Annotated in this window: 21 protein-coding genes and 1 pseudogene; 8 read left to right on the forward strand and 14 right to left on the reverse strand. The window is 63.8% G+C overall.

The window, feature by feature from the left end; translation table 11 throughout:
* Nucleotides 1–36 precede the first annotated feature (36 nt).
* Together CH262_RS25670 and CH262_RS25675 are read left to right on the forward strand one after the other, a co-directional pair.
* Nucleotides 37–1,110, forward strand: a complete 1,074-nt coding sequence (locus CH262_RS25670; protein ID WP_032384831.1) for a 2,3-butanediol dehydrogenase — start codon at nt 37–39, stop codon at nt 1,108–1,110.
* A 49-nt stretch (nt 1,111–1,159) separates the two neighbouring features.
* A complete protein-coding gene (locus CH262_RS25675) occupies nt 1,160–2,038 on the forward strand; it encodes an NAD(P)-dependent oxidoreductase (RefSeq protein ID WP_094718860.1) in 879 nt (292 codons plus the stop codon).
* Nucleotides 2,039–2,041: 3 nt separating this feature from the next.
* Here CH262_RS25675 and CH262_RS25680 read toward each other — a convergent pair whose 3' ends face one another.
* Genes CH262_RS25680 through CH262_RS25695 form a run of 4 tightly spaced genes read right to left on the reverse strand, consistent with a single transcriptional unit; the run spans nt 2,042 to nt 6,039 of the window.
* Entirely contained in the window at nt 2,042–3,175 is a 1,134-nt protein-coding gene (locus CH262_RS25680) for a serine hydrolase domain-containing protein (RefSeq protein ID WP_094718771.1), read from the reverse strand.
* A complete protein-coding gene (locus tag CH262_RS25685; RefSeq protein WP_094718773.1) occupies nt 3,165–3,791 on the reverse strand; it encodes a TetR/AcrR family transcriptional regulator in 627 nt (208 codons plus the stop codon). The genes CH262_RS25680 and CH262_RS25685 overlap by 11 nt, the downstream gene beginning before the upstream one ends.
* Nucleotides 3,788–5,350: a class I adenylate-forming enzyme family protein gene (locus CH262_RS25690; RefSeq protein WP_094718775.1), complete on the reverse strand. Its 1,563-nt coding sequence runs from the start codon at nt 5,348–5,350 to the stop codon at nt 3,788–3,790. Before CH262_RS25690 ends, CH262_RS25685 begins: the two co-directional genes overlap by 4 nt.
* A 26-nt stretch (nt 5,351–5,376) precedes the next feature.
* Nucleotides 5,377–6,039 carry a nitroreductase family protein gene (locus CH262_RS25695; protein WP_027497814.1) on the reverse strand — a complete coding sequence of 221 codons (663 nt, stop codon included), beginning with the start codon at nt 6,037–6,039 and terminating at the stop codon, nt 5,377–5,379.
* Nucleotides 6,040–6,215: 176 nt separating this feature from the next.
* Between CH262_RS25695 and CH262_RS25700 the strand changes: the two genes are divergently transcribed.
* Nucleotides 6,216–8,141, forward strand: coding sequence for a flavin-containing monooxygenase (locus tag CH262_RS25700; protein ID WP_179275115.1), 1,926 nt, complete (start codon nt 6,216–6,218; stop codon nt 8,139–8,141).
* Here CH262_RS25700 and CH262_RS25705 read toward each other — a convergent pair whose 3' ends face one another.
* Genes CH262_RS25705 through CH262_RS25715 form a run of 3 tightly spaced genes read right to left on the reverse strand, consistent with a single transcriptional unit; the run spans nt 8,142 to nt 10,092 of the window.
* Nucleotides 8,142–8,774 (reverse strand): hypothetical protein, encoded by a 633-nt coding sequence (locus CH262_RS25705; protein ID WP_094718776.1) that lies wholly within the window; start codon nt 8,772–8,774, stop codon nt 8,142–8,144.
* Nucleotides 8,774–9,406 (reverse strand): hypothetical protein, encoded by a 633-nt coding sequence (locus CH262_RS25710; RefSeq protein ID WP_143547174.1) that lies wholly within the window; start codon nt 9,404–9,406, stop codon nt 8,774–8,776. Before CH262_RS25710 ends, CH262_RS25705 begins: the two co-directional genes overlap by 1 nt.
* A 14-nt stretch (nt 9,407–9,420) precedes the next feature.
* Nucleotides 9,421–10,092, reverse strand: a complete 672-nt coding sequence (locus tag CH262_RS25715) for a hypothetical protein (protein WP_094718862.1) — start codon at nt 10,090–10,092, stop codon at nt 9,421–9,423.
* Between the two features lie 261 nt (nt 10,093–10,353).
* Between CH262_RS25715 and CH262_RS25720 the strand changes: the two genes are divergently transcribed.
* Nucleotides 10,354–10,881 (forward strand): hypothetical protein, encoded by a 528-nt coding sequence (locus CH262_RS25720; protein WP_094718778.1) that lies wholly within the window; start codon nt 10,354–10,356, stop codon nt 10,879–10,881.
* A gap of 12 nt (nt 10,882–10,893) precedes the next feature.
* On the opposite strand, the gene CH262_RS25725 is transcribed toward CH262_RS25720, so the two are convergent.
* Nucleotides 10,894–11,367: an ArsR/SmtB family transcription factor gene (locus CH262_RS25725; protein WP_094718780.1), complete on the reverse strand. Its 474-nt coding sequence runs from the start codon at nt 11,365–11,367 to the stop codon at nt 10,894–10,896.
* Nucleotides 11,364–12,467, reverse strand: coding sequence for a serine hydrolase (locus tag CH262_RS25730; protein WP_094718781.1), 1,104 nt, complete (start codon nt 12,465–12,467; stop codon nt 11,364–11,366). Before CH262_RS25730 ends, CH262_RS25725 begins: the two co-directional genes overlap by 4 nt.
* Before the next feature lie 159 nt (nt 12,468–12,626).
* Between CH262_RS25730 and CH262_RS25735 the strand changes: the two genes are divergently transcribed.
* Together CH262_RS25735 and CH262_RS25740 are read left to right on the forward strand one after the other, a co-directional pair.
* Nucleotides 12,627–13,229 (forward strand): TetR/AcrR family transcriptional regulator, encoded by a 603-nt coding sequence (locus CH262_RS25735; RefSeq protein WP_179275116.1) that lies wholly within the window; start codon nt 12,627–12,629, stop codon nt 13,227–13,229.
* A gap of 31 nt (nt 13,230–13,260) precedes the next feature.
* Nucleotides 13,261–13,692 carry a GNAT family N-acetyltransferase gene (locus tag CH262_RS25740; RefSeq protein WP_094718785.1) on the forward strand — a complete coding sequence of 144 codons (432 nt, stop codon included), beginning with the start codon at nt 13,261–13,263 and terminating at the stop codon, nt 13,690–13,692.
* A gap of 55 nt (nt 13,693–13,747) precedes the next feature.
* Here the strand turns inward: CH262_RS25740 and CH262_RS25745 are convergent, their stop codons facing one another.
* Together CH262_RS25745 and CH262_RS25750 are read right to left on the reverse strand one after the other, a co-directional pair.
* On the reverse strand, nt 13,748–14,521 hold the full coding sequence (locus tag CH262_RS25745; RefSeq protein WP_094718787.1) for an 8-oxoguanine DNA glycosylase OGG fold protein: 774 nt from the start codon (nt 14,519–14,521) through the stop codon (nt 13,748–13,750).
* Nucleotides 14,522–14,564: 43 nt separating this feature from the next.
* The gene (locus tag CH262_RS25750) at nt 14,565–15,440 is read right to left on the reverse strand and encodes a helix-turn-helix transcriptional regulator (RefSeq protein ID WP_094718788.1); all 876 of its coding nucleotides are present in this window, start codon (nt 15,438–15,440) and stop codon (nt 14,565–14,567) included.
* An 86-nt stretch (nt 15,441–15,526) separates the two neighbouring features.
* Here CH262_RS25750 and CH262_RS25755 point away from each other — a divergent pair, with 86 nt between their 5' ends.
* Together CH262_RS25755 and CH262_RS25760 are read left to right on the forward strand one after the other, a co-directional pair.
* On the forward strand, nt 15,527–16,312 hold the full coding sequence (locus tag CH262_RS25755; protein WP_094718789.1) for an SDR family NAD(P)-dependent oxidoreductase: 786 nt from the start codon (nt 15,527–15,529) through the stop codon (nt 16,310–16,312).
* 75 nt (nt 16,313–16,387) lie between these two features.
* Nucleotides 16,388–16,870, forward strand: a pseudogene (locus CH262_RS25760) (AAA family ATPase); the annotation flags it as partial.
* A gap of 183 nt (nt 16,871–17,053) precedes the next feature.
* Here CH262_RS25760 and CH262_RS28365 read toward each other — a convergent pair.
* From CH262_RS28365 to CH262_RS28485, 3 genes are read right to left on the reverse strand one after another with little or no spacing between them, the layout of a single operon-like run.
* On the reverse strand, nt 17,054–17,218 hold the full coding sequence (locus CH262_RS28365; protein WP_306436804.1) for a hypothetical protein: 165 nt from the start codon (nt 17,216–17,218) through the stop codon (nt 17,054–17,056).
* Nucleotides 17,219–17,221: 3 nt separating this feature from the next.
* Nucleotides 17,222–17,923 carry an 8-oxoguanine DNA glycosylase OGG fold protein gene (locus CH262_RS25765; RefSeq protein ID WP_256988995.1) on the reverse strand — a complete coding sequence of 234 codons (702 nt, stop codon included), beginning with the start codon at nt 17,921–17,923 and terminating at the stop codon, nt 17,222–17,224.
* A gap of 42 nt (nt 17,924–17,965) precedes the next feature.
* Nucleotides 17,966–18,274: an MmyB family transcriptional regulator gene (locus CH262_RS28485; RefSeq protein ID WP_373453800.1), complete on the reverse strand. Its 309-nt coding sequence runs from the start codon at nt 18,272–18,274 to the stop codon at nt 17,966–17,968.
* Between the last annotated feature and the right edge of the window lie 118 nt (nt 18,275–18,392).

Below are 18,392 nucleotides of genomic sequence, written 5' to 3' on the forward strand. Positions count from 1 at the left end.
CCCTTCACACAGATTTTTCGACTTCAGGAGAAAGCTATGCGCGCTGCGGTATTTCACGACCGACACGATGTACGGGTAGAAGACGTTCCGGCCCCGAAGGTGGGCCCGGGCGAGGTTCTGCTTCGACCGTTCTTCTGCGGCATCTGCGGAACGGACCTGCACGAGTACGCCTTCGGTCCGATCGTCATTCCGACCGAACCCCACGCACTCACCGGTGCGAAAGCGCCGCAGGTGTTCGGACACGAATTCTCGGCGCGCGTAGTCGAGATCGGCTCCGACGTCGAGTCGGTCGCGGTGGGCGATCGCGTGTCGGTGATGCCGCTCGTCACCTGCGGTAAGTGCTACTACTGCCGACGCGGACTGAACCATCTGTGTGTGATCATGGCCTGCACCGGTCTGAGCTGGGGCGGCGGCGGAATCTCCGAACTGGTTGCGGTGCAGGAACAACAGGTGTCGGTGCTACCGGACAGCGTCAGTGATGTCCAGGGCGCGCTGATCGAGCCGGCAGCGGTGGCCGCCTACGGCGTCGACTGCACCGGGTTGCGCGCCGGGGACACCATTCTCATCACCGGTGCGGGACCGATCGGTGCCCTGTCCGCTCTGTACGCGCATGCGTCGGGCGCGGCAAAGATCATCGTCTCGGAGCCGAATGCCAAGCGCCGCGCGCTGATCGAGGCATTCGGTATCGCAGAGGTACTGGATCCGACGGTGCAGGACGTGCCCGCCGCCGTTCGCGCCCTCACCGGCGGTATCGGAGTCGACGCCGCAGCGGAATGCTCGGGTCACCAGCACGGATTGACGGCCGCACTCGACAGCGTCCGCTCCGGAGGAACCGTCGCGCAGGTCGGTCTGCACGTCAAGCCCGCAACAATCGATCCCATGGCCATGTCCAACAAGGACCTGACTCTGGTGGGCACCTGGTGCTACCCGGTATACGACTGGCCGCGCATCATCGCGCTGGTCGCCTCCGGACGCTACCCGGTGGAGAAAGTGGTCAGCGAGATCATCGACGTCGAGAACATCGTCGCCGACGGATTCGAGCGGCTGCTGGATCCGAACGGTGACGCGCAGAAGCTTCTGGTGCGAGTCGGCGACGCACCGACGTCCTGATCGACACCGAAGAGCACACTTTATGGCCCGCCCCACGCTAGGAGAGACAATGCACATCGGATTCGCCGGAGTCGGCCGCATGGGTACCCACATGGTGCGCCGCTTCCTCGAGGCGGGCCACACGGTCACCGCCTACGACCTGTACCTGACGCCCGATACCGCGCCGGCCGAACTGGTCGATCTGGGAATGACGATCACCACGACGCCCGCCGATCTGGCGCGAGCCGAGATTTCATTCAGCATGTTGCCCGACGCGGCAGCGACCGAGGAGGTGCTATTCGGTGAGCACGGAATCGCGACAGCCGGTGCGGCGGAACACCTTCATGTGGTGATGGGAACGGTAGGACCGACCGCCGTGCGCGAGTTCGCCGAGCGCGCAGCAGGATCGGGCACCGCGGTTGTCGACGCCCCGGTATCGGGCAGTGTGAGCCTGGCCGAGACCGGGCAGATCACGACCATGGTCGGGTGCGACGACAAACAGTTCACCTACCTGAAGCCGGTACTGGAGGCAGTGACGCGCGCTCAGTTCCACACCGGTGCGGCCGGTACTGCTTCGGTGGCCAAGCTTGCCGTCAATTCGGTTCTCGCAGCATTGAACCAGGCCGTTGCCGAAGCACTGATTCTCGGTGAGTCGGCTGGTTTGGCACCGGCCGCCCTGTACGAGGTGTTGGGTTCGAGTGCGGTGGCTGCGCCGTACGTGGGCTACAAGAAGGAACACTTTCTCGATCCGGCAGCGGCTGGTGTGGCATTCCCGTTGTCGCTCTTGCACAAGGACGTAGGCCTGGGACTCGCGCTCGCCCGCGACCACGGGCTCGAGCTTCCCCAGGCCACAACCGTCGGGAACGTTCTCGACGGGGCGTTGGACTCCGGACTCGGGGCCAAGGACATGGCGGCAGTGCTCGAATTCTTGACGCCGTCCGAGCGCTGACCGTCAGACCATCGCCTCGTACACCGCCCGGACGTACTGCTCCGCGCGGTCCGAGCCGATGATTCCGGGCCCCATTCGGTTCATGACGTAGGAGATGGTCAGCTTCGACTCCGGGTGCAGAACGGTGAGCGATCCGCCCCAACCTCCCCAGAAGCAGATCTTGCCGTCGGGGATGTAGGGAATCGATTCGTGTTGTGGGAGAGCGAAGCCCAGACCGAAGCGCAACGGAATTCCCAGCGCCAGATCGATTCCGTTCGATTGCTCCTCGAAGATCGTGTCGATGGTCTCCGGGCTCAGCAGTCGTATGTCGTCCACGGTTCCGCCTCGGGAGATGACCGACAGGATCCTCGCGACCGATTGTGCGTTGCCGTGCCCGTTGAGTGCACCCATGTCCGCGGCACGCCATGCCGGGGTATTCGCGGACGAGGCCTGGACCAACGGTCCGAGAAAGGTCTTGCGACGCACCATCGTCGGATCGGGCCCGGCATCATCGGTCGGCGGGGGCGGCGGAACCACATCGGCGATCCGGGCCCAGTCGCTTTCGGCGGCACCGATCTGGAAGTCGGCTCCGAGGGGACCGGCGATCTCATCGGCGACGAACTGCCGCAACGGCTTTCCGGTGACGCGGCGGACGAGTTCACCGATCAGGTGGCCCTGACTGGCTGCGTGATACCCCGATGTGGTGCGCGAATCCCACCACGGAGCTTGCTCAGCCAGACGCGAGGTAGAGAGTTCCCAGTCGTAGAGGTCCTCTTCACTGAACGGCCTGTCCCATCCCGATACTCCGGACGTGTGCGACAGCAGGTTCCGGAGTGCGATGTCTTCCTTGCCTGCGGCCGCGAACTCGGGCCAGTACGTCGCGACCGGCGCATCGGGATCGAGCACTCCACGGTCGATGAGCATCAACGCCGCCAGGCACGTCACCATCTTGGTGGTCGACCACACGTTGGTGATCGTGTCCGACTCCCACGGCAGGGTGCGCTCGGTATCGCGATAGCCGCCCCAGAGGTCGACAGCGGTATGGCCGTCGATGTCGACCACAAGCGACGCGCCGAGTTCGGCTCCGCTCTCGACGTTGGCGGCGAGTGCGTCGCGCACCGCCGCGAATTCGGGCTCGCAGTGACCGTCAATTGCCATGTGATGCCCCCAGAATGCGGTGAACGGCCAATTCGACGTAGTTGTCGGCGACCTCCTCGATGCTCAGCTCGCCGCCGTCGTGAAACCAGTTGCTGATGCCGTTGAGCATGTCGGTCAGCGCGAACGACGCCAGACGCGCATCCGGGACGGTGAATTCACCGCTGCGCATTCCGGCGGTGATGACGTCGCGGACGCGTCGTTGGTACTGGCGACGGTAGTCCTCGACGACAGTGCGGTGCTCGGGGGTGAGTGAGGCGAGTTCGTGCAGGCCCACGATGTACTCCACCCGTCGTCGGTTCAGATGTACCAGGTGCGCACGCACTAGAGAGGACATGCGTTCGGTAGGGGTCCCGGCTGCGTCGAGCAGCGGCAGGTTCTCCTCGGCCGGCTCCTGCGTGACCGTCAGGCAGATCGCGAAGAGGATGTCTTCCTTGGACGGGAAGTGGTGGTAGAGGCTGGCACCCTTGATGCCGACGGCGTCGGCGATGTCGCGCATGCCCACGTTCGAATAGCCCTCACGCGCAAAGATATCGGCGGCGTTGGCCACGATGTCTTCTCGGCGTTGCCGGGTACGTATCTGCCGAGGGAGTGGAGTCACAGCATCGGGTTGAGTCATACAGTCTCCTCGACCGCCGCCAGCAGTCGCAGTTCACGCTTGAGGATCTTGCCCTGCGGGTCGACGGGCAGTTCGGCCACGATGTGCACCGACTTCGGGGCCTTGTACGACGCCAACTCGGTGCGGCAGTACTCGATGATCGCGGCCGGGTCGGCGGTCACTCCGTCGCGTGCGATGACGAAGGCGGTTACGGCCTCGGACCAGTACGGGTCGGGGACTCCGACGACGGCGGCACGCAGCACGTCCGGGTGCGTGTGGATGGTGCGTTCCACTTCCTGCGACGACACGTTCATCCCTCCCGACTTGATCATGTCCTTCATCCGATCGTAGAAGAACAGGTTGCCGTCGGCGTCGATGCGCACCATGTCGCCGGTGTGCACCCATCCGTCTCGGAACACCTCGGCGGTGCGCTCGGGGTCCTTGAAGTAGCCGAGCATCACCGATGGAGTGCGACAAAGCAATTCACCGATCTCGCTCCCGTTGCCCGCAGGGTCGACGACCTTGATCTCGAGGTGGGTGACGGGCTTGCCGATCCACGACGCGTCGCCGTCGGGAATGTCGTCGAGTGTCGTGAACCATCCGACGGAGCCGAGCTGCGAGAGTTCGGACTGTCCCCAGTAGGTGCCCCAGATTGCCTCGGGTGCCGCGGCGGCCCAGGCGCTGATCGTGTGGGGTGATACCTGGCCACCGTAGGTGAGGCAGCGTCGAACCTGACTCACGGCCTCGGGCCCGAACTGCTCGTCACGGGCCAGGGCCAGATAGAACGTGGGGGTCTGCGCGATGACGGAGATCTTCTCGGCGGCGATGATACGCAGCGATTGCGCCGGATCCACTGTTGCGGGCAGCACGAGGGTGGCCCCCATCAGCGTGAGGGTCGTCATCGAGCCGAGTCCGGCGATGGTGTGGAACGGCATGACGAACAGCCAGGTGTCCTCCGGTCCGGTGCGCAGGCCCCAGCTCCACGCGGGCGCGGTGGAGATGAGGAAGTTGCGGTGCGGAATCATGACGCCCTTGGGGGCCGCTTCGGTTCCGGAGGTGTAGATGACCATCGCGACGTCGTTCTCGTCCATCTCGACGTCGGGCTCGGTGGACGGGGAGTTCGCCGTCAGTGCGGCGTATTCGGTACCGAACGTCACCAGGGTGGTGGTGTCCGGCTTCACCGAGGAGATGATCTCGGTGTAGGCCGGATCGGCCACCACCACAGTCGGTTCCGCGTGTTCGAGTTGGTGCTTCACCTCGGCGGCGCGATACATCACGTTGATGCCGGTGAAGGCCGCTCCGGCTTTGAGGGTTCCGTAGTACGCCACCACCACATCGACGCTGTTACGAGCCATCGATGCGACGCGGTCACCCGCGGTCACCCCGAGGTCGACCAGCAGGTTGGCGAACTGGTTTGCCCGAGAATCGAGTTCGCCGTAGGTGGTGACCTCGCGGGTGCCGTCCGCCGAGTAGCTGATGAACGCAACCTTGTTCGGCTGAGTCCGCGCATGGCGACGAAGTTGATCGCCGATGGTGGCGCGGCCGATGGGGGAGCGATGGTGGATGGCAGTACCGGGCACGGCGGACTCCTTCAGATGCTGTGGTTTTACAGTGCAGGCGAGAGAGCAGCGGAGTCGAACATCGGCTGCGAGAACGTCTCTGCCGCAACGATCTGCTCGACGGGATCGCGAGTGAGCTTGCGGGGGAACGACTTCTCCGGATAGCCGACGGCGATGTGCGCGGCGGTGATGTAGTCGTCCGGGATGCCGAGCAGTTCGCGGATGGCGGGTTCCTCGTGGCACAGCAACGTGGTCACCGCGGTCGCGACGCCCTGATCGCGCAGACTCAGGCACAGGTTCTGCACGGTGGGGTAGATGGACGCCCCGCCGACGACGGAGAGTCGGCCGAGTTCGTGGTCGGTGGGGTGCAGTCCGTCCAACGCTGCGCAGACCACCACGATGGCGGGCACCTCGTGGAGGTGGCGGGCAAAGTAGTCGGCGTCCTGCACGGTCTTGGGCAATGCGCCGACGGCGACGGTTCCGCCGGTGATGCCGGCGAAGTAGGCGTCCCACATCGGCAGGTAGAGGTCGGCGAGGGCCTGCTTGCGGGCGGCGTCACGCACGACGATCCACCGTACGGGCTGACGGTTACCGCCCTGCGGGCCGAAGCGGGCGACGTCGAACGCGGCTTTGAACACCTCGTCGGGAACAGGATCGCTGAGGTACCGCCTGCAGGTGCCGGTGGTGCGCATCGCCTCGGTGAGTTCCATGGGTGTGTCCCTTCGCCTGTCCGCTGTTAGGTAGTGCCATGAAGCATCATGTGGCGTGGGCCACATTGTCAAGGGTTGAAGTGCAGTGAATCTTGAGATCGCGAAACCCTTGCGGCAAATTACCTAACCGTGGTTAGTTGAGCTGTCGGAGTTGGTTGAAGCAGTAGGAGGTACCGGTGTCCACAGGCGCAGCAACGGCAGCGGAGACCGTGGGCCGGATCGATCGAGACCGGCTCTCGCGCGCTCTCACCGCATCCAACCTGCCCACGCTGGTGGCGGTGCTCTATCAGTTGACCGGCGATCCCACGTGGCTCGCAGATCCGTATCGCCCCACGCGTAGTCGAGGCATGGACAACAACGACACAGGCGGATTCGACGACGCAGTTGCCGACCGCATCCGTTCCGCAGCGCTCGACGCGATCTGCGCGTTCCACGAGGGTGCGCCCATGGCGGTGCCGTCACCCGATTCGGAGCACCTGGTCGAGATGATCAGCGTGGCCGTCGGTGAGCAGGTTCCTCCCGAGTTCGGCGTCATGGTTGCCGAAGACATGGGCTTCACCGCCTCGGACACTCCGGTGGCTGCACCGAACGATCTGTCGGTCATCGTGATCGGTGCCGGCGTCTCGGGAATGCTCGCGTCCATCAAGCTGCACGAGGCGGGCATCAGTCACACAGTGCTCGAGAAGAACTCCGACGTGGGCGGCGGCTGGTTCGAGAACACCTACCCCGGTGCCGGCGTCGACACCCCCAGTCACCTGTACTCCTACTCATTCGCGCCGCGTGCGTGGAGCACGCACTTCGGCAAGCGCGACGAGGTGTGGCAGTACCTCAGCGACGTTGCCTCCGAACATGATCTGCGGCAACGTATTCGCTTCGACACCGAGGTGGCGACCGCCGAGTACGACGCGCAGAGACAAGGGTGGACCGTCACCACGGTCGACGGCGAGATCCTGACCGCCGATGTGGTGATCACCGCTACCGGTCAGCTCAATCGGCCGAAGGTGCCCCACATTCCCGGGCTCGAGTCGTTCGACGGCCCGATCTTCCACACCGCGAACTGGCCGGCCGATTTGGATCTGACCGGTAAGCGCGTCGCCATCGTCGGAACCGGGGCCAGTGCCATGCAGGTGTTGCCGGCCATCGCGTCGACGGTGGGGCATGCGACGGTGTTTCAGCGGTCGCCGCAGTGGGTCTCGTCGAGCGACGTGTACTTCACCGAGATGGGCGACGACGCCAACTACTTGATGGACGTTGTTCCGCTGTATCGGCTGTGGTACCGGACGCGGCTGGCCTGGAACTTCAACGATCGTGTGCACAGCTCGCTGCAGGTCGATCCCGAGTGGGAGCATCCGCGGCGTTCGATCAACCCGATGAACGACGCGCATCGACGCGTCTTCACCCGCTACATCGAACGCGAGCTCGAAGGCAGGCCGGACCTGATCGAGAAGTCACTTCCCGATTACCCGCCCTTCGGCAAGCGGATGTTGCTCGACAACGGCTGGTACGCCGCGCTCAAGCGAGACAACGTCACCCTCGTCGCCGACGCCGTCGCGTCCATCACCTCGAATTCGGTTGTAGCGCGCGATGGTTCGGAGACCGAGGTCGATGTGGTGATCCTCGCGACGGGCTTCGAGACTCACAAGCTGCTGACGCCGATCGACGTGCGCGGCCGAGCGGGGGAGTCCATTCGAGATATCTGGGGCCCGGAGGACGCGCACGCGTACCTCGGTATAACTGTTCCGGACTTCCCGAACTTCTTCATCACCTGCGGTCCCGGAACGGTGTTGGGCCACGGGGGCAGTTACATCACGATCGCAGAATGTCAGGTGCGCTACATCGTCGATGTCTTGATCGACATGGTGGACAAGCGGATCGGAGCCATCGAGTGCAAGGCCGACGTGGAAGCGGAGTACGTCCGTAAGCACGACGAGGCGCACGCGAAGATGATCTGGTCGCACGGCGGCATGGACAACTGGTACCGCAACGACGCCGGACGGGTGGTTTCGACGCTGCCGTGGCGCATCGTCGACTACTGGGAGATGACGCGGCGAGCCGATCTGGACGACTTCGTCATGGAGCCTCGACGGGATGATGCTCGCTGATCAGTTGGACGTAGCCTGCTGGGCCGACAACACGAAGCCGTGCCCGCCGCCCGCGTCGCAGACCATGGCGTCGACTCGGGAGTAGCAGGTGTAGCCGAGGTGCGAGATCGATGTGTTGTAGTCCAGTGATTGCGCGTTCTCGACCCCGAAAGCGCCCTGGTTGAAGCACATCGGCGTCACCTTGCCCGGGTCCAGGAAGAAGCCTTTGCTCATCTCGTCGGCCGAGAACGGTGGCTTGTCGCAGTCCGCGCCGTCGGGCACGGGTGCGTCCGTGGCTTGGCAGCCGGACGAGAACGCGGTGGAGCCGAGCTTGCAATAGATGTTGCCCGACGGCGACTTCCATCCGACCTCGTTGTTGACAGCGGAATATCGGGCCGGGTCGACGGGAGTGATCGGCACAGAGTCGACCGATGGTGTTGTCGCAGAATCGGTCTCGGATGCGCTGCTGCCCGGCTGTGGAGCCACCGTCACCTGCGGTGCCGCCTCGGTCGATGTCGCCGGCGCACCCGCGACGACGGTGGGAATGACCGACGGCATCGCATCGGTCGGTTCGTCCGAACTGCTGCATCCCGTCAGGAGAATGCCGGTAAACATCATGGCGACGAGGGCCATTCGCCTGCTGTGTCCCGTCATCAGTTGGACGTCGCTTGCTGCATCGACAACACGAAGCCATGCCCGCCGCCGGCGTCGCAGACCATCGCTTCGACGCGGGAGAAGCACGTCAGCCCATTGAACGTGATGGAGGTGTTGTATTCCAACGTCCGCGCGTTTTCGACGCCGAATTCGCCTTGGTTGAAGCAGGTCGGTGTCACCTTGCCCGGCGTCATGTAGAAGCCTTTGCTCAGTTGGTCGATGGTGAACGACGGGGTGACGCAGTTCGCGCCGTCCGGTACCGGAGCATCTCCTGACTGGCAACCGGACCCGAATTCGGAAGAGCCGATCTTGCAGTAGATCTTGCCCGAGGGCGACTTCCACCCCACCTCGTTGCCGTATGCCGTGTAGAGGGCCGGGTCGACGGGAGTGATCGGTGCGGTGTTGTTCACCGGATTCGGCTTGCTCTGCGATGAATCCGTGGTCTTCGGCGCGGCAGTGTCCGTGGTGTCGACCGGCGGGTTGGCAATGGTCACTTGCGGTGGAGCAGGAATTGCTGATGCGGCGTTGGAGGCGGGGGTCGGTGCAGCCGCGGGGGCCTCCTCGCCGCCGCAGGCGGTCAGCGCGAAGGCGATTGCAGCAGTGGACGCGAGTAGAGCACTTTTTCGGATCATTCGGAGCTCCTTCATCAGAAAGCGATGTTGACGTCGCGGGAGATCATGAAGCCTCTGTCGCCGTCGTAGCAGGTAACGCCGGCTTCGGTGGACCGGCAGAAGTTGCCTGTCACTCCGATGACCTGGCCGTATTCGAGGACTCGTGGGCCGGGATTCCCGCCGAAAAAGATTCCCTGGTTGGTGCAGATCTGCTCGACGGTGCCGTCCTGTGTGATCTGCACGCCGTAGGTGTTGTTCTCGGTGTTGAGGCACTCGCGTCCGGTGTTGCCCGGTACGGAGTAGCGGACCTGGCAGCCCACGATCGTTCCGGGGGCATTGGATGAATTGAATGCGCAGAACACATTCCCACTGGGGGATTGGAAGAAGTACTGGCCACCGTCTACCTCGAAGTCGCGTGCGTCGACGTTGACGTCGTCACGGTTCGGGGCAGGTGGAACGGCAGCAGGTCCCGCTTCGGTGGGCTGCTCCAGCGCCGGAGTCATGACCTCAGGAGTCTCGACGGCCGGCCCGTCCGTACCGGTCCCACTACCCGTGTCGGGAGAGCCACCGGCTGACGGAGCGGGAGCGGCACTGGTGACCGGCGCTGCATCCGTGCTGGTCGGTGCATCTGACCCGCAGGCCGTAAGAGTCAGGGTGGTAGCGGCGACCAGGGCACACATGGCCACGATGTTGCGGACTTGCCTCATTCGTTCGTCCTCACCGGTGGCTGCAGAGTGCGTCACCTCTTGGCAGGTAAATCGAACGGTCCGATCGGTCTGTTAACGTCCGTCGGGTCACGACCCCGTCACGAATCGGTATACGACATGAACATCGGACATTTCGCCTGAGAGGGTGAAGGCAATAACACTCAACAGCCAGTTGATGTTTCAGCTTCAACCTGAGGCGCTGGGGCCGATTCTGGTACAAATCGGAATCACATTGTGCGACTTAGACGAAAGGTATGCAGTATGCGAAAGTCATTGCGGCGAGCGGTAGTAGCAACAGTACTGACTGTGCCCCTGGTGTTCGGGATCGGAGTGGGTACGGCAGCGGCCGCCCCTCAGGTGACGAACCTGCAGGTGCCCATCGTGACCGGTTTCCAGATAGCTCCCGGAGCCGTCCCCGGTGGCCTGTTCCAGGCCATTCCGATGAAGGCTATTGTGGGCGACGAGCCCGGTGTCGCACGCTTCTCGGCCGCGAACATTGCCCCGTTCGCGGACCAGTATCCCTACCGGTATCTGAACCTGAACTGGCGAAACCTCGCGACAGGCGCGACGGGTGCCGCCGATCTTCGGCATTGGCAGGACGATCCGACTCCGCCCGCGGACAACTTTTTCAGTAAGCAGTACCTTCCACTCGAGGTGGTAGCGAATACCGGTCCAGGGCCTGTTGTGGTGACTGTGACGCATTCTCGCGACTACTCGTACGGTGCCGAGTGGGGCTCGCCGTACCTCGACACTCTTCTCCCCGGTGCCGGCATAGTGCTGGTTCCCTGATCGGGTAAGGCCTCAGGTGCCGAGGTCTCCCGCGATGTCGGCGGCGGTGAGCATCGAAACCAGAATCGGCACAACTCGTTTGGGTGCTATCCGGTATTCCCCGCGACCGTGCTGTTCGACGATGTTCGCCGAGCTCAGCGTCTTGAGATGGTGGTAGATCTGGCCCGAGGAGCCGACTCCCACCGCGGCATGGAGATCAGCCGCGTTCGCCGGACCGCGCAGCAAGGTTCGTACGATCTGCAACCGAACCGGATGGCCCAGTGCAGCAAGCACTTCCGACATCGAGGCAACGGGCAGGTCGACGATGGCGTCGGGGGAGTAGCTGATGTCCCAGCGGACCGTTCCGTTCAGATGCACGTCGCCCTGGTAGGCCACGATGCCGCCCGTCGACGGGGCGGCATCGACCTGCTCGGGAGCGTCGCGTCGTTCCAGCTCGGCGACGCGGGCTTCCAGCTCTGCCAGTCTCGACTCGAACTCTGCGCTCACACCACGCAGGCTATCCGGTCGAGAACGTCCGGCGATTGCATCGCCTCTAGGATGAGTTGCTGCTGGACTCCGATGCCGGCCATGGCTTGATCGAATTTGTCCCCTGGGATGCCGTCGATCAGCCACACTGCGGTAGCGACAGTTCCGTCGGTGCGGCGTAACTCGAATCCCTGGGTCAGCACACCAGGGAGGCTGCCGCCTTTAAAACCGACACCGAGAACGCTGTCACCTGCGGGTTGCCATTCCAGTTGGCGCAGAATGGTTTCGGACGCAGTGTCGTACGTCCCGTCCGTGAAAGCGCGATACAGTCCATTGAGTTGTTCCGCCGAGGCACCGCGAAAGTTGTTCTGCACGCGGGTGGCCTGGTCTTCGTAAGTCGGTAGTTGCACGGCTGCGTCGACCTGGGCTCGGAACTGCGGATCGAATGCCCACTTCTGCGCGGTCTCCCAGCGGTCCTCGTCGGCGAGGGCGGGGTCGAATACTGACAGCATGTCGGCCACCAGGCTCGGCACCTCGAAGTTCTCCCACCTTCCGGTGGCGGCTGCGTCGATGATGGCTTGGTCGCCGAGTCGGTATCGGAGGTAGTCGGGGACGGAGTTGTCGCTTTCCTGAATCATGGCCGTGACGATGTCGTCGATGCGGACCGTGGCATTGGGGTCGGTTGCATGGGTGCCGCTGTTTGCGATTCCCAAGCGATTCAGGGCATTCGGGTGGGCACCGCCATCGGTGTTGGGTACGTACCAGCGCTCCCAATCCGAGAGCGTTACTTGCTCGTTCGGGTCGATGCTGCCGTTCGCGACGGCCTGGGCGTAGGCGGCGAGATGCACCACCTTGATCGCGGATGCGAGTACCTGCTCCTGGTCGGCCCGATGCTCGACGGTGCGGCCGCGGCCGTCGTCGATGACGAGGCCGACGGTGTCGGGTGCCTGATCGATCAGTCCGATCCACCCGTCTTCGGTGGCGAGGTCGGTCGAGGTGACAGGTGCGCAATTCTCCGGCGTCGGAGTGGCGGCCTCGGCTGTGTCGGGGTCGGCGGAGGCACATCCGCTCATCAACAGGACCGTCGCGCAGGCTGCCGAAACCAGGGTGAGGCGTCGCATCTCGAGCTCCTTGGTTGTTATTCCGTAATTACGGAATAACAGTAAAACGGATTGTGCGTCTGGGCAACCCCTTCGTGTGGCGTTCGGAAGATGGCTCGCCGTAACACCTGTTACGCTCGTTCGTAACAAGTGTTACGGCGAGAGGGGAGGTGGGAACGAGTGACACTCGAAGCGGACGACCCACGGCACCGCATTTCGCAGGCCGTGTGGGACACGATCGCGGAGTTGGGGATCGAGGCTACGACGGTGCGCGCGGTCGCGACTCGGGCGGGCTGCACCACCGGTCTGATCATGCACCGCTTCGGCTCCCGGTCTGCGATGTTGGTGCACGCGCGACAGACCCTGTTCGAGCGCACGGCAGCACGGGCCGACGAGGCCGGTGCCGGTGGCACGCGGTCCGCGGCGGAGCGTCTGTATGCCATTGTCTGCTCAGTACTTCCGCTCGACGACGAGCGCATTGTCGAAGCCCGAATCTTCACGGGCTTCGCGGCGGCGGCGATCGCGGACGACGAACTGCGAAACCCCCACGTGACCCACACGCGTCAGTGGCTCACCCGGATCGCCGGTCTCGTTGCCGAGCTCGGCACTCACATCACCGATGCCGAGGCCGCGGTTTACGCGTTGCAGATTGCTACCTCAGTGGAAGGCATCGTGGTCCTGGCGGTGCTCGATCGCGAGACGTATCCGCCGGCGACGCAGAGACGACTGGCTCGGCGCACGATCGCCAATGTGGTCGACCGCAGTACCGCAACCGACCGGTGACCTTGTCCCTACCTTCGACAGAACGGACCCCATGCCCACTCTCCATCACGCCCCGCTGGCACGCGTGGACCAGAACACCCTGTACCGCATCATGGCGCTTCGGGTCGCGGTATTCGTGCACGAGCAGGGAATCGTCGACGACATCGAGCTCGATGGCGCGGACCTGCTTCCGACGACGGAGTTGTTCTGGATGCAGGACGATGACGGTGAGGTGCTGGCGACCATTCGAGTCCTCGTCGACGACACGGTTCACATCGGCCGAGTCGCGACCGCCGCCAGTGCACGGGGTCGGGGCTATGCCGGAGACCTCGTAAAAGCGGCACAGACGGCGTATCCCGGGGTTGTCGAACTCTCCGCGCAGGCGCACCTCGAAGAGTGGTACGGCCGCTTCGGATTCGTTCGTGTGGGGGAGAACTACCTGGACGCTGGAATCCCGCACGTGCGGATGGTGACGAGCGGATGATGACCCCTGTTTTGTTCTGACCAATACGGTTGAGCTGCAGTGATGTTCGAGCGTTTTAGAACAACGTGGGTGCGGTGTATCGGCCGTGTCGTGCTTCGTTCAGTCGGGCGCTCCAGCGCTGCACGAGCCACATTTCGACGAGCTCGGGGCTGGTGCCGATATCGGTGGCCCATGCGGTGATGAGTTCGACGTACCGGTCGTAGCGACGACGAGTGAATCCGGTGACGGACGGGTCTTCGAGCCATCCTTCATGGATAAGCGTCGAGACACCGTATTGGTCGATCAGCTGCGCCGGCCCGCCGTAGACCGACGCGTTCACCGCCCATAGGAACGTGGCCGTGAGGGACATTCCGACGCCCGGTGCGTCGGGCCAGCCGGACCAGGTGGAGTTCGGATGGTCGGGGACTGCGCGGTTGCGGACGCAGCTGTCGAGCACCGCGAGAGTCTTGGCGACGGGGTTCTCGTCGGGACGGCTGAGGTGTGGGTTCATGACGTCCGGGAATCGCCTCATCGCTCTACGGTGTCGGTGACTGCCCTGCCACGCCGCGCAGAGAAACAGAAGACCGAGCGAATCATGTTCGCCTACAGCCAGATCGGTGCCGATTCTAAGATCGTTGCGCTGCATGGTGGCACCGCCGTACTCGACGATTTCTCCATCGAGGTTGCGGCCGCGCAGTCGCAAATCGTGGCCCGCCCGGTCGAGGTGGCCGTTCCACCAATCCAGGTCCACCTCCACACCGTCGTCGAGCACATGCAGGTCGTAGCTGCGGTGCTGACACCACTGCACACAGGCCGTGGGAGGTGGGAACCCCTCGTCGAGTCGTGACATACCGCCATCGAAGCATTGGGTACCGACAGATCGAAGGCTGCTGTCACTCCGAGCGGGTTCCGGCTGGTTTGTCGTGGTGATGAATTTCCTGATGTCCGATCATTGCCAGTAGCGCCAGTTTGTCGGCATCAGGGGTGCCGACAGCGGCGGTGTACAGGATCAGGTGCTGGTCGAGTTCGACGAGCTTCAGCGAATCGCAGTCCACCGTGATTTCTCCAACGGGGGTGTTCCGAAAGGTCTTTCGCAGGGCGGGGGAGACTGCAACGTCGTGTCGTTCCCACAGTCGCGCGAAGTCGGGGCTGCCCTCGCGCAGTTCGGTGACGAGGTTGCTCACAGTCCCGTCTGTCGGATATCGGGTGAGTGCGGTGCGGAGTTCGTTGACCACGCTGTGGCGGAAGTGGACGTCGTCGGAGATGCCATAGAGCCGCTCGCTCGGCTGCTCTGTGCCGAGGAAAGCTTTGCGCGCAAGATTGCGATCACGAGGGGTCAGGGCACCGAAATCTTCCATGAGCGCTGCGGCGAGATCGTTCCAGGCGAGTACCTCGAACGCGGCCGACATGACGATGCCGGCGGTCTGCGGTAACCGTTCCAGGAGCGTGAGGATGCTGGGCCGAACATCGCGCCGGTGCACACCTGATTTCGCGGGTGCGGTGCCCGCCAGCGCGTGCAGATGGTCGGACTCGGTGTCGCCGAGGCACAGGGCAGCCGCGATCCCCGCCAGCACTTCTGCCGACGGTCGTGGTGCGCGGCCCTGTTCGAGGCGCACGTAGTACTCCGTCGAAATATGTGCGAGCACGGCTACTTCTTCACGGCGAAGACCCGGGGTCCGGCGGCGAGGGCCGGACGGAAGACCGACATCCTGCGGTTGAAGCTTTTCGCGGCGGCTACGGAGAAACGCCCCGAGTTCCTGCTTGTCCATGAGTTCGATTGTGCCCCGAGTAGAGCGTCGGACCCTAGTACCGTTTGTGCCTGTATCCGTTGGTGATAAGCCTTGATGCTTGCATCATGACCACCGAAACAGCTTCCAGTACAGCCGGCCTTCTGGCCGGAAAAATCATGTTCATCACCGGTGCAAGTCGAGGAATCGGTGCCGCTGCGGCTCAACTTTTCTCGGCTGAAGGAGCTGCTGTTGTCCTCGCCGCCCGCAACGTCGACGCGCTCGATCAGCTCGTGACGACAATCCGAACGGCCGGGGGTACCGCCGACGCAGTCTCCATGGACCTTGCTGACTCTCACAGCATCCGGGCCGCCGTCGCCCGCGTCGAGCAGCTGCACGGACGACTCGACGGCGCGTTCAACAACGGTGGCGTCAACCAGCAGGAGATAGGTCCCCTCGACACCACCACCGAAGACGACCTCGACGAGCAGTTCACCGTCAACTTCCGCGCCCACTGGACCGCGATGAATGCCGAAGCCGCCCTTATGCGTCGGAGTGGAGGCGGTGCCATCGTGAACACCTCGAGCATCGGCAGCCGCCGCGCAGTTCCGCCGCTTCCGGCGTACGGGGCGATGAAGCGGGCGCTCAACAGCATCACCGAAACAGCAGCGGTCACCTGGGCCCCTGAGAGTATCCGGGTCAACGGTCTGATGCCCGGAGGAACTGCAACAGAAATGATGGACGAATGGGAGGCGAAGACACCCGGTGTCATTGCGGCCAGTAGCGCTGCGTCACCGATGGGTCGGATAGCCGAAGCCCGCGAAGTTGCCGAGGCCGCCGCGTGGCTGCTGAGTGACAGGGCTTCCGCGGTGACCGGGGCGATCGTGCCCGTCGACTGCGGTGCGGGGGCCTGAACCTGATCCCCACGTTCGTGCCTTCCTGAGACCAACCTTTATCGGTCCGAGCTGTCGGTGAATCGGAGATGGTTCATGTGCCTGCGAACTGTAAGTCCCATATGGAACTGTGGGGTCTGGTTAGCCATCAGAACGAACAGGGGAGTGCCGGTGCCCGTTGCCGACAATGCTGTCGACAGGCCACTCGTCGACGTGGTGATCGAGGCCATCGACGTGTCCGACGAGGCCAAGTACTTCGTTCTCGCAGCCCTGGAAGGGCCGACAGCACTACAAGAGCTGCTCGACGGCATCTCGACCCCGCACGTTCCGGAGCCGTCGGGTAGCCAGCTCGTCGAAGAGCCGGTCGGTGCATTTCTGACCTCGATCACGGTCGCGGGATTCCGCGGTATCGGGCCCAAGGCAGCGCTGGAGCTACACCCCGCGCCGGGCATCACGATCGTCAGTGGCCGCAACGGATCGGGAAAGTCGAGCTTTGCCGAGGCACTCGAATTCGCGATCACCGGTTCGAGTTACCGCTGGGAGAACAAGGCCAAGCTGTGGGCCGACACCTGGCGCAATCTGCATCAGGGAGATCCGTGTGAGGTGCGGGTGGGGCTCACGATCGAAGGGTCCGAACCGACGGTTGTCGGCGTCGACTGGACCTCCGATGCCACGCTGAAGGGATGCTCCACCTGGACTCAGGTGGGAAAACAGAAGCGCAGCACCGGTACCGATGCACTTGGGTGGAAGTCTGCCGTCGAATTACATCGCCCAATCCTGTCCTACGACGAAATCGGCGGCCTGTTCGACGCGACGCCGTCCACCCTGCACGACGCCCTGGCCAAACTCCTCGGGCTCGACGAGATCACCGATGCCGAGAAGCGACTGGCAGCGGTCTTCGTTGAGTCGGGCGCTCCAGCGCTGCACGAGCTACATTTCGACGAGTTCTGGGCTGGTGCCGATGTCGGCGGCCCATGCGGTGATGAGTTCGACGTAGCGGTCGTAGCGGCGACGGGTGAATCCGGTGACGGACGGGTCTTCGAGCCATCCTTCGTGGATGAGGGTCGAGACTCCGTATTGGTCGATCAGCTGCGCCGGCCCGCCGTAGACCGATGCCTTCACAGCCCACAGAAATGTGGCCATGAGAGACATTCCGACGCCCGGTGCGTCGGGCCAGCCGGACCAGGTCGAGTTCGGATGGTCGGGCACTGCGCGATTGCGGACGCAGCTGTCGAGCACCGCGAGAGTCTTGGCGACGGGGTTCTCGTCGGGATGGCTGAGGTGCGGGTTCATGACGTCCGGGAATCGTCGCATCGCTCTGCGGTGTCGATGGCTGCCCTGCCACGCTGCGCAGAGGAACAGTAGGCCGAGCGAATCGTGTTCGCCTACAGCCAGATCGGTGCCGATCCGTAGATCGTTCCGCTGAACGGTGGCACCGCCGTACTCGACGATCTCACCGTCGAGGTTGCGGCCGCGCAGTCGCAGATCGTGGCCTGCTCGGTCGAGGTGGCCGTTCCACCAATCCAGGTCCACCTCCACACCGTCGTCGAGGACGTGCAGGTCGTAGCTGCGGTGCTGACACCACTGCACACAGGCCGTGGGCGGCGGGAACCCCTCGTCGAGTCGTGACATACCGCCATCGAAGCATTGGGTACTGACAGTTCGCCGCTGCCTTCACGTGGAAAGCTTCACTGATTTCACTCTGAGCGGTTCCGGCTGATCTGTCTTGGTGTCAACTTTCTGGTGTCCGAGAACTGCCAGGAGCGCCAATTTGTCGGCACCCGGGGTGCCGCTAGCGGCGGTGTAGAGGACCAGGTGCTGGTCGAGTTCGACGAGTTTCAGCGAATCGCAGCATACCGTGATCTCTCCAGCGGAGGTGTTTCGAAGCGTCCTCCGATGGGCGGGGCGACTGCGACGGCGTGTGGCTCTCACAGTCGAGCGAAGTCGGGGCTGCCGTCGCGGAGTTGGGCGACGAAATCGCACACAGTCTCATCCGTGGGATACCGGGTGAGACTGTGTGCGAGGTTCATACACCACGCTATTGCGGAATTGGACTTCGTCGGAGATGCTGCAGAGCCGCTCGGTGCCGAGGAGAGCTTCG

The sequence above is a fragment of the Rhodococcus sp. 05-2255-1e genome (assembly GCF_002259025.1).
Taxonomy (GTDB): domain Bacteria; phylum Actinomycetota; class Actinomycetes; order Mycobacteriales; family Mycobacteriaceae; genus Rhodococcoides; species Rhodococcoides fascians.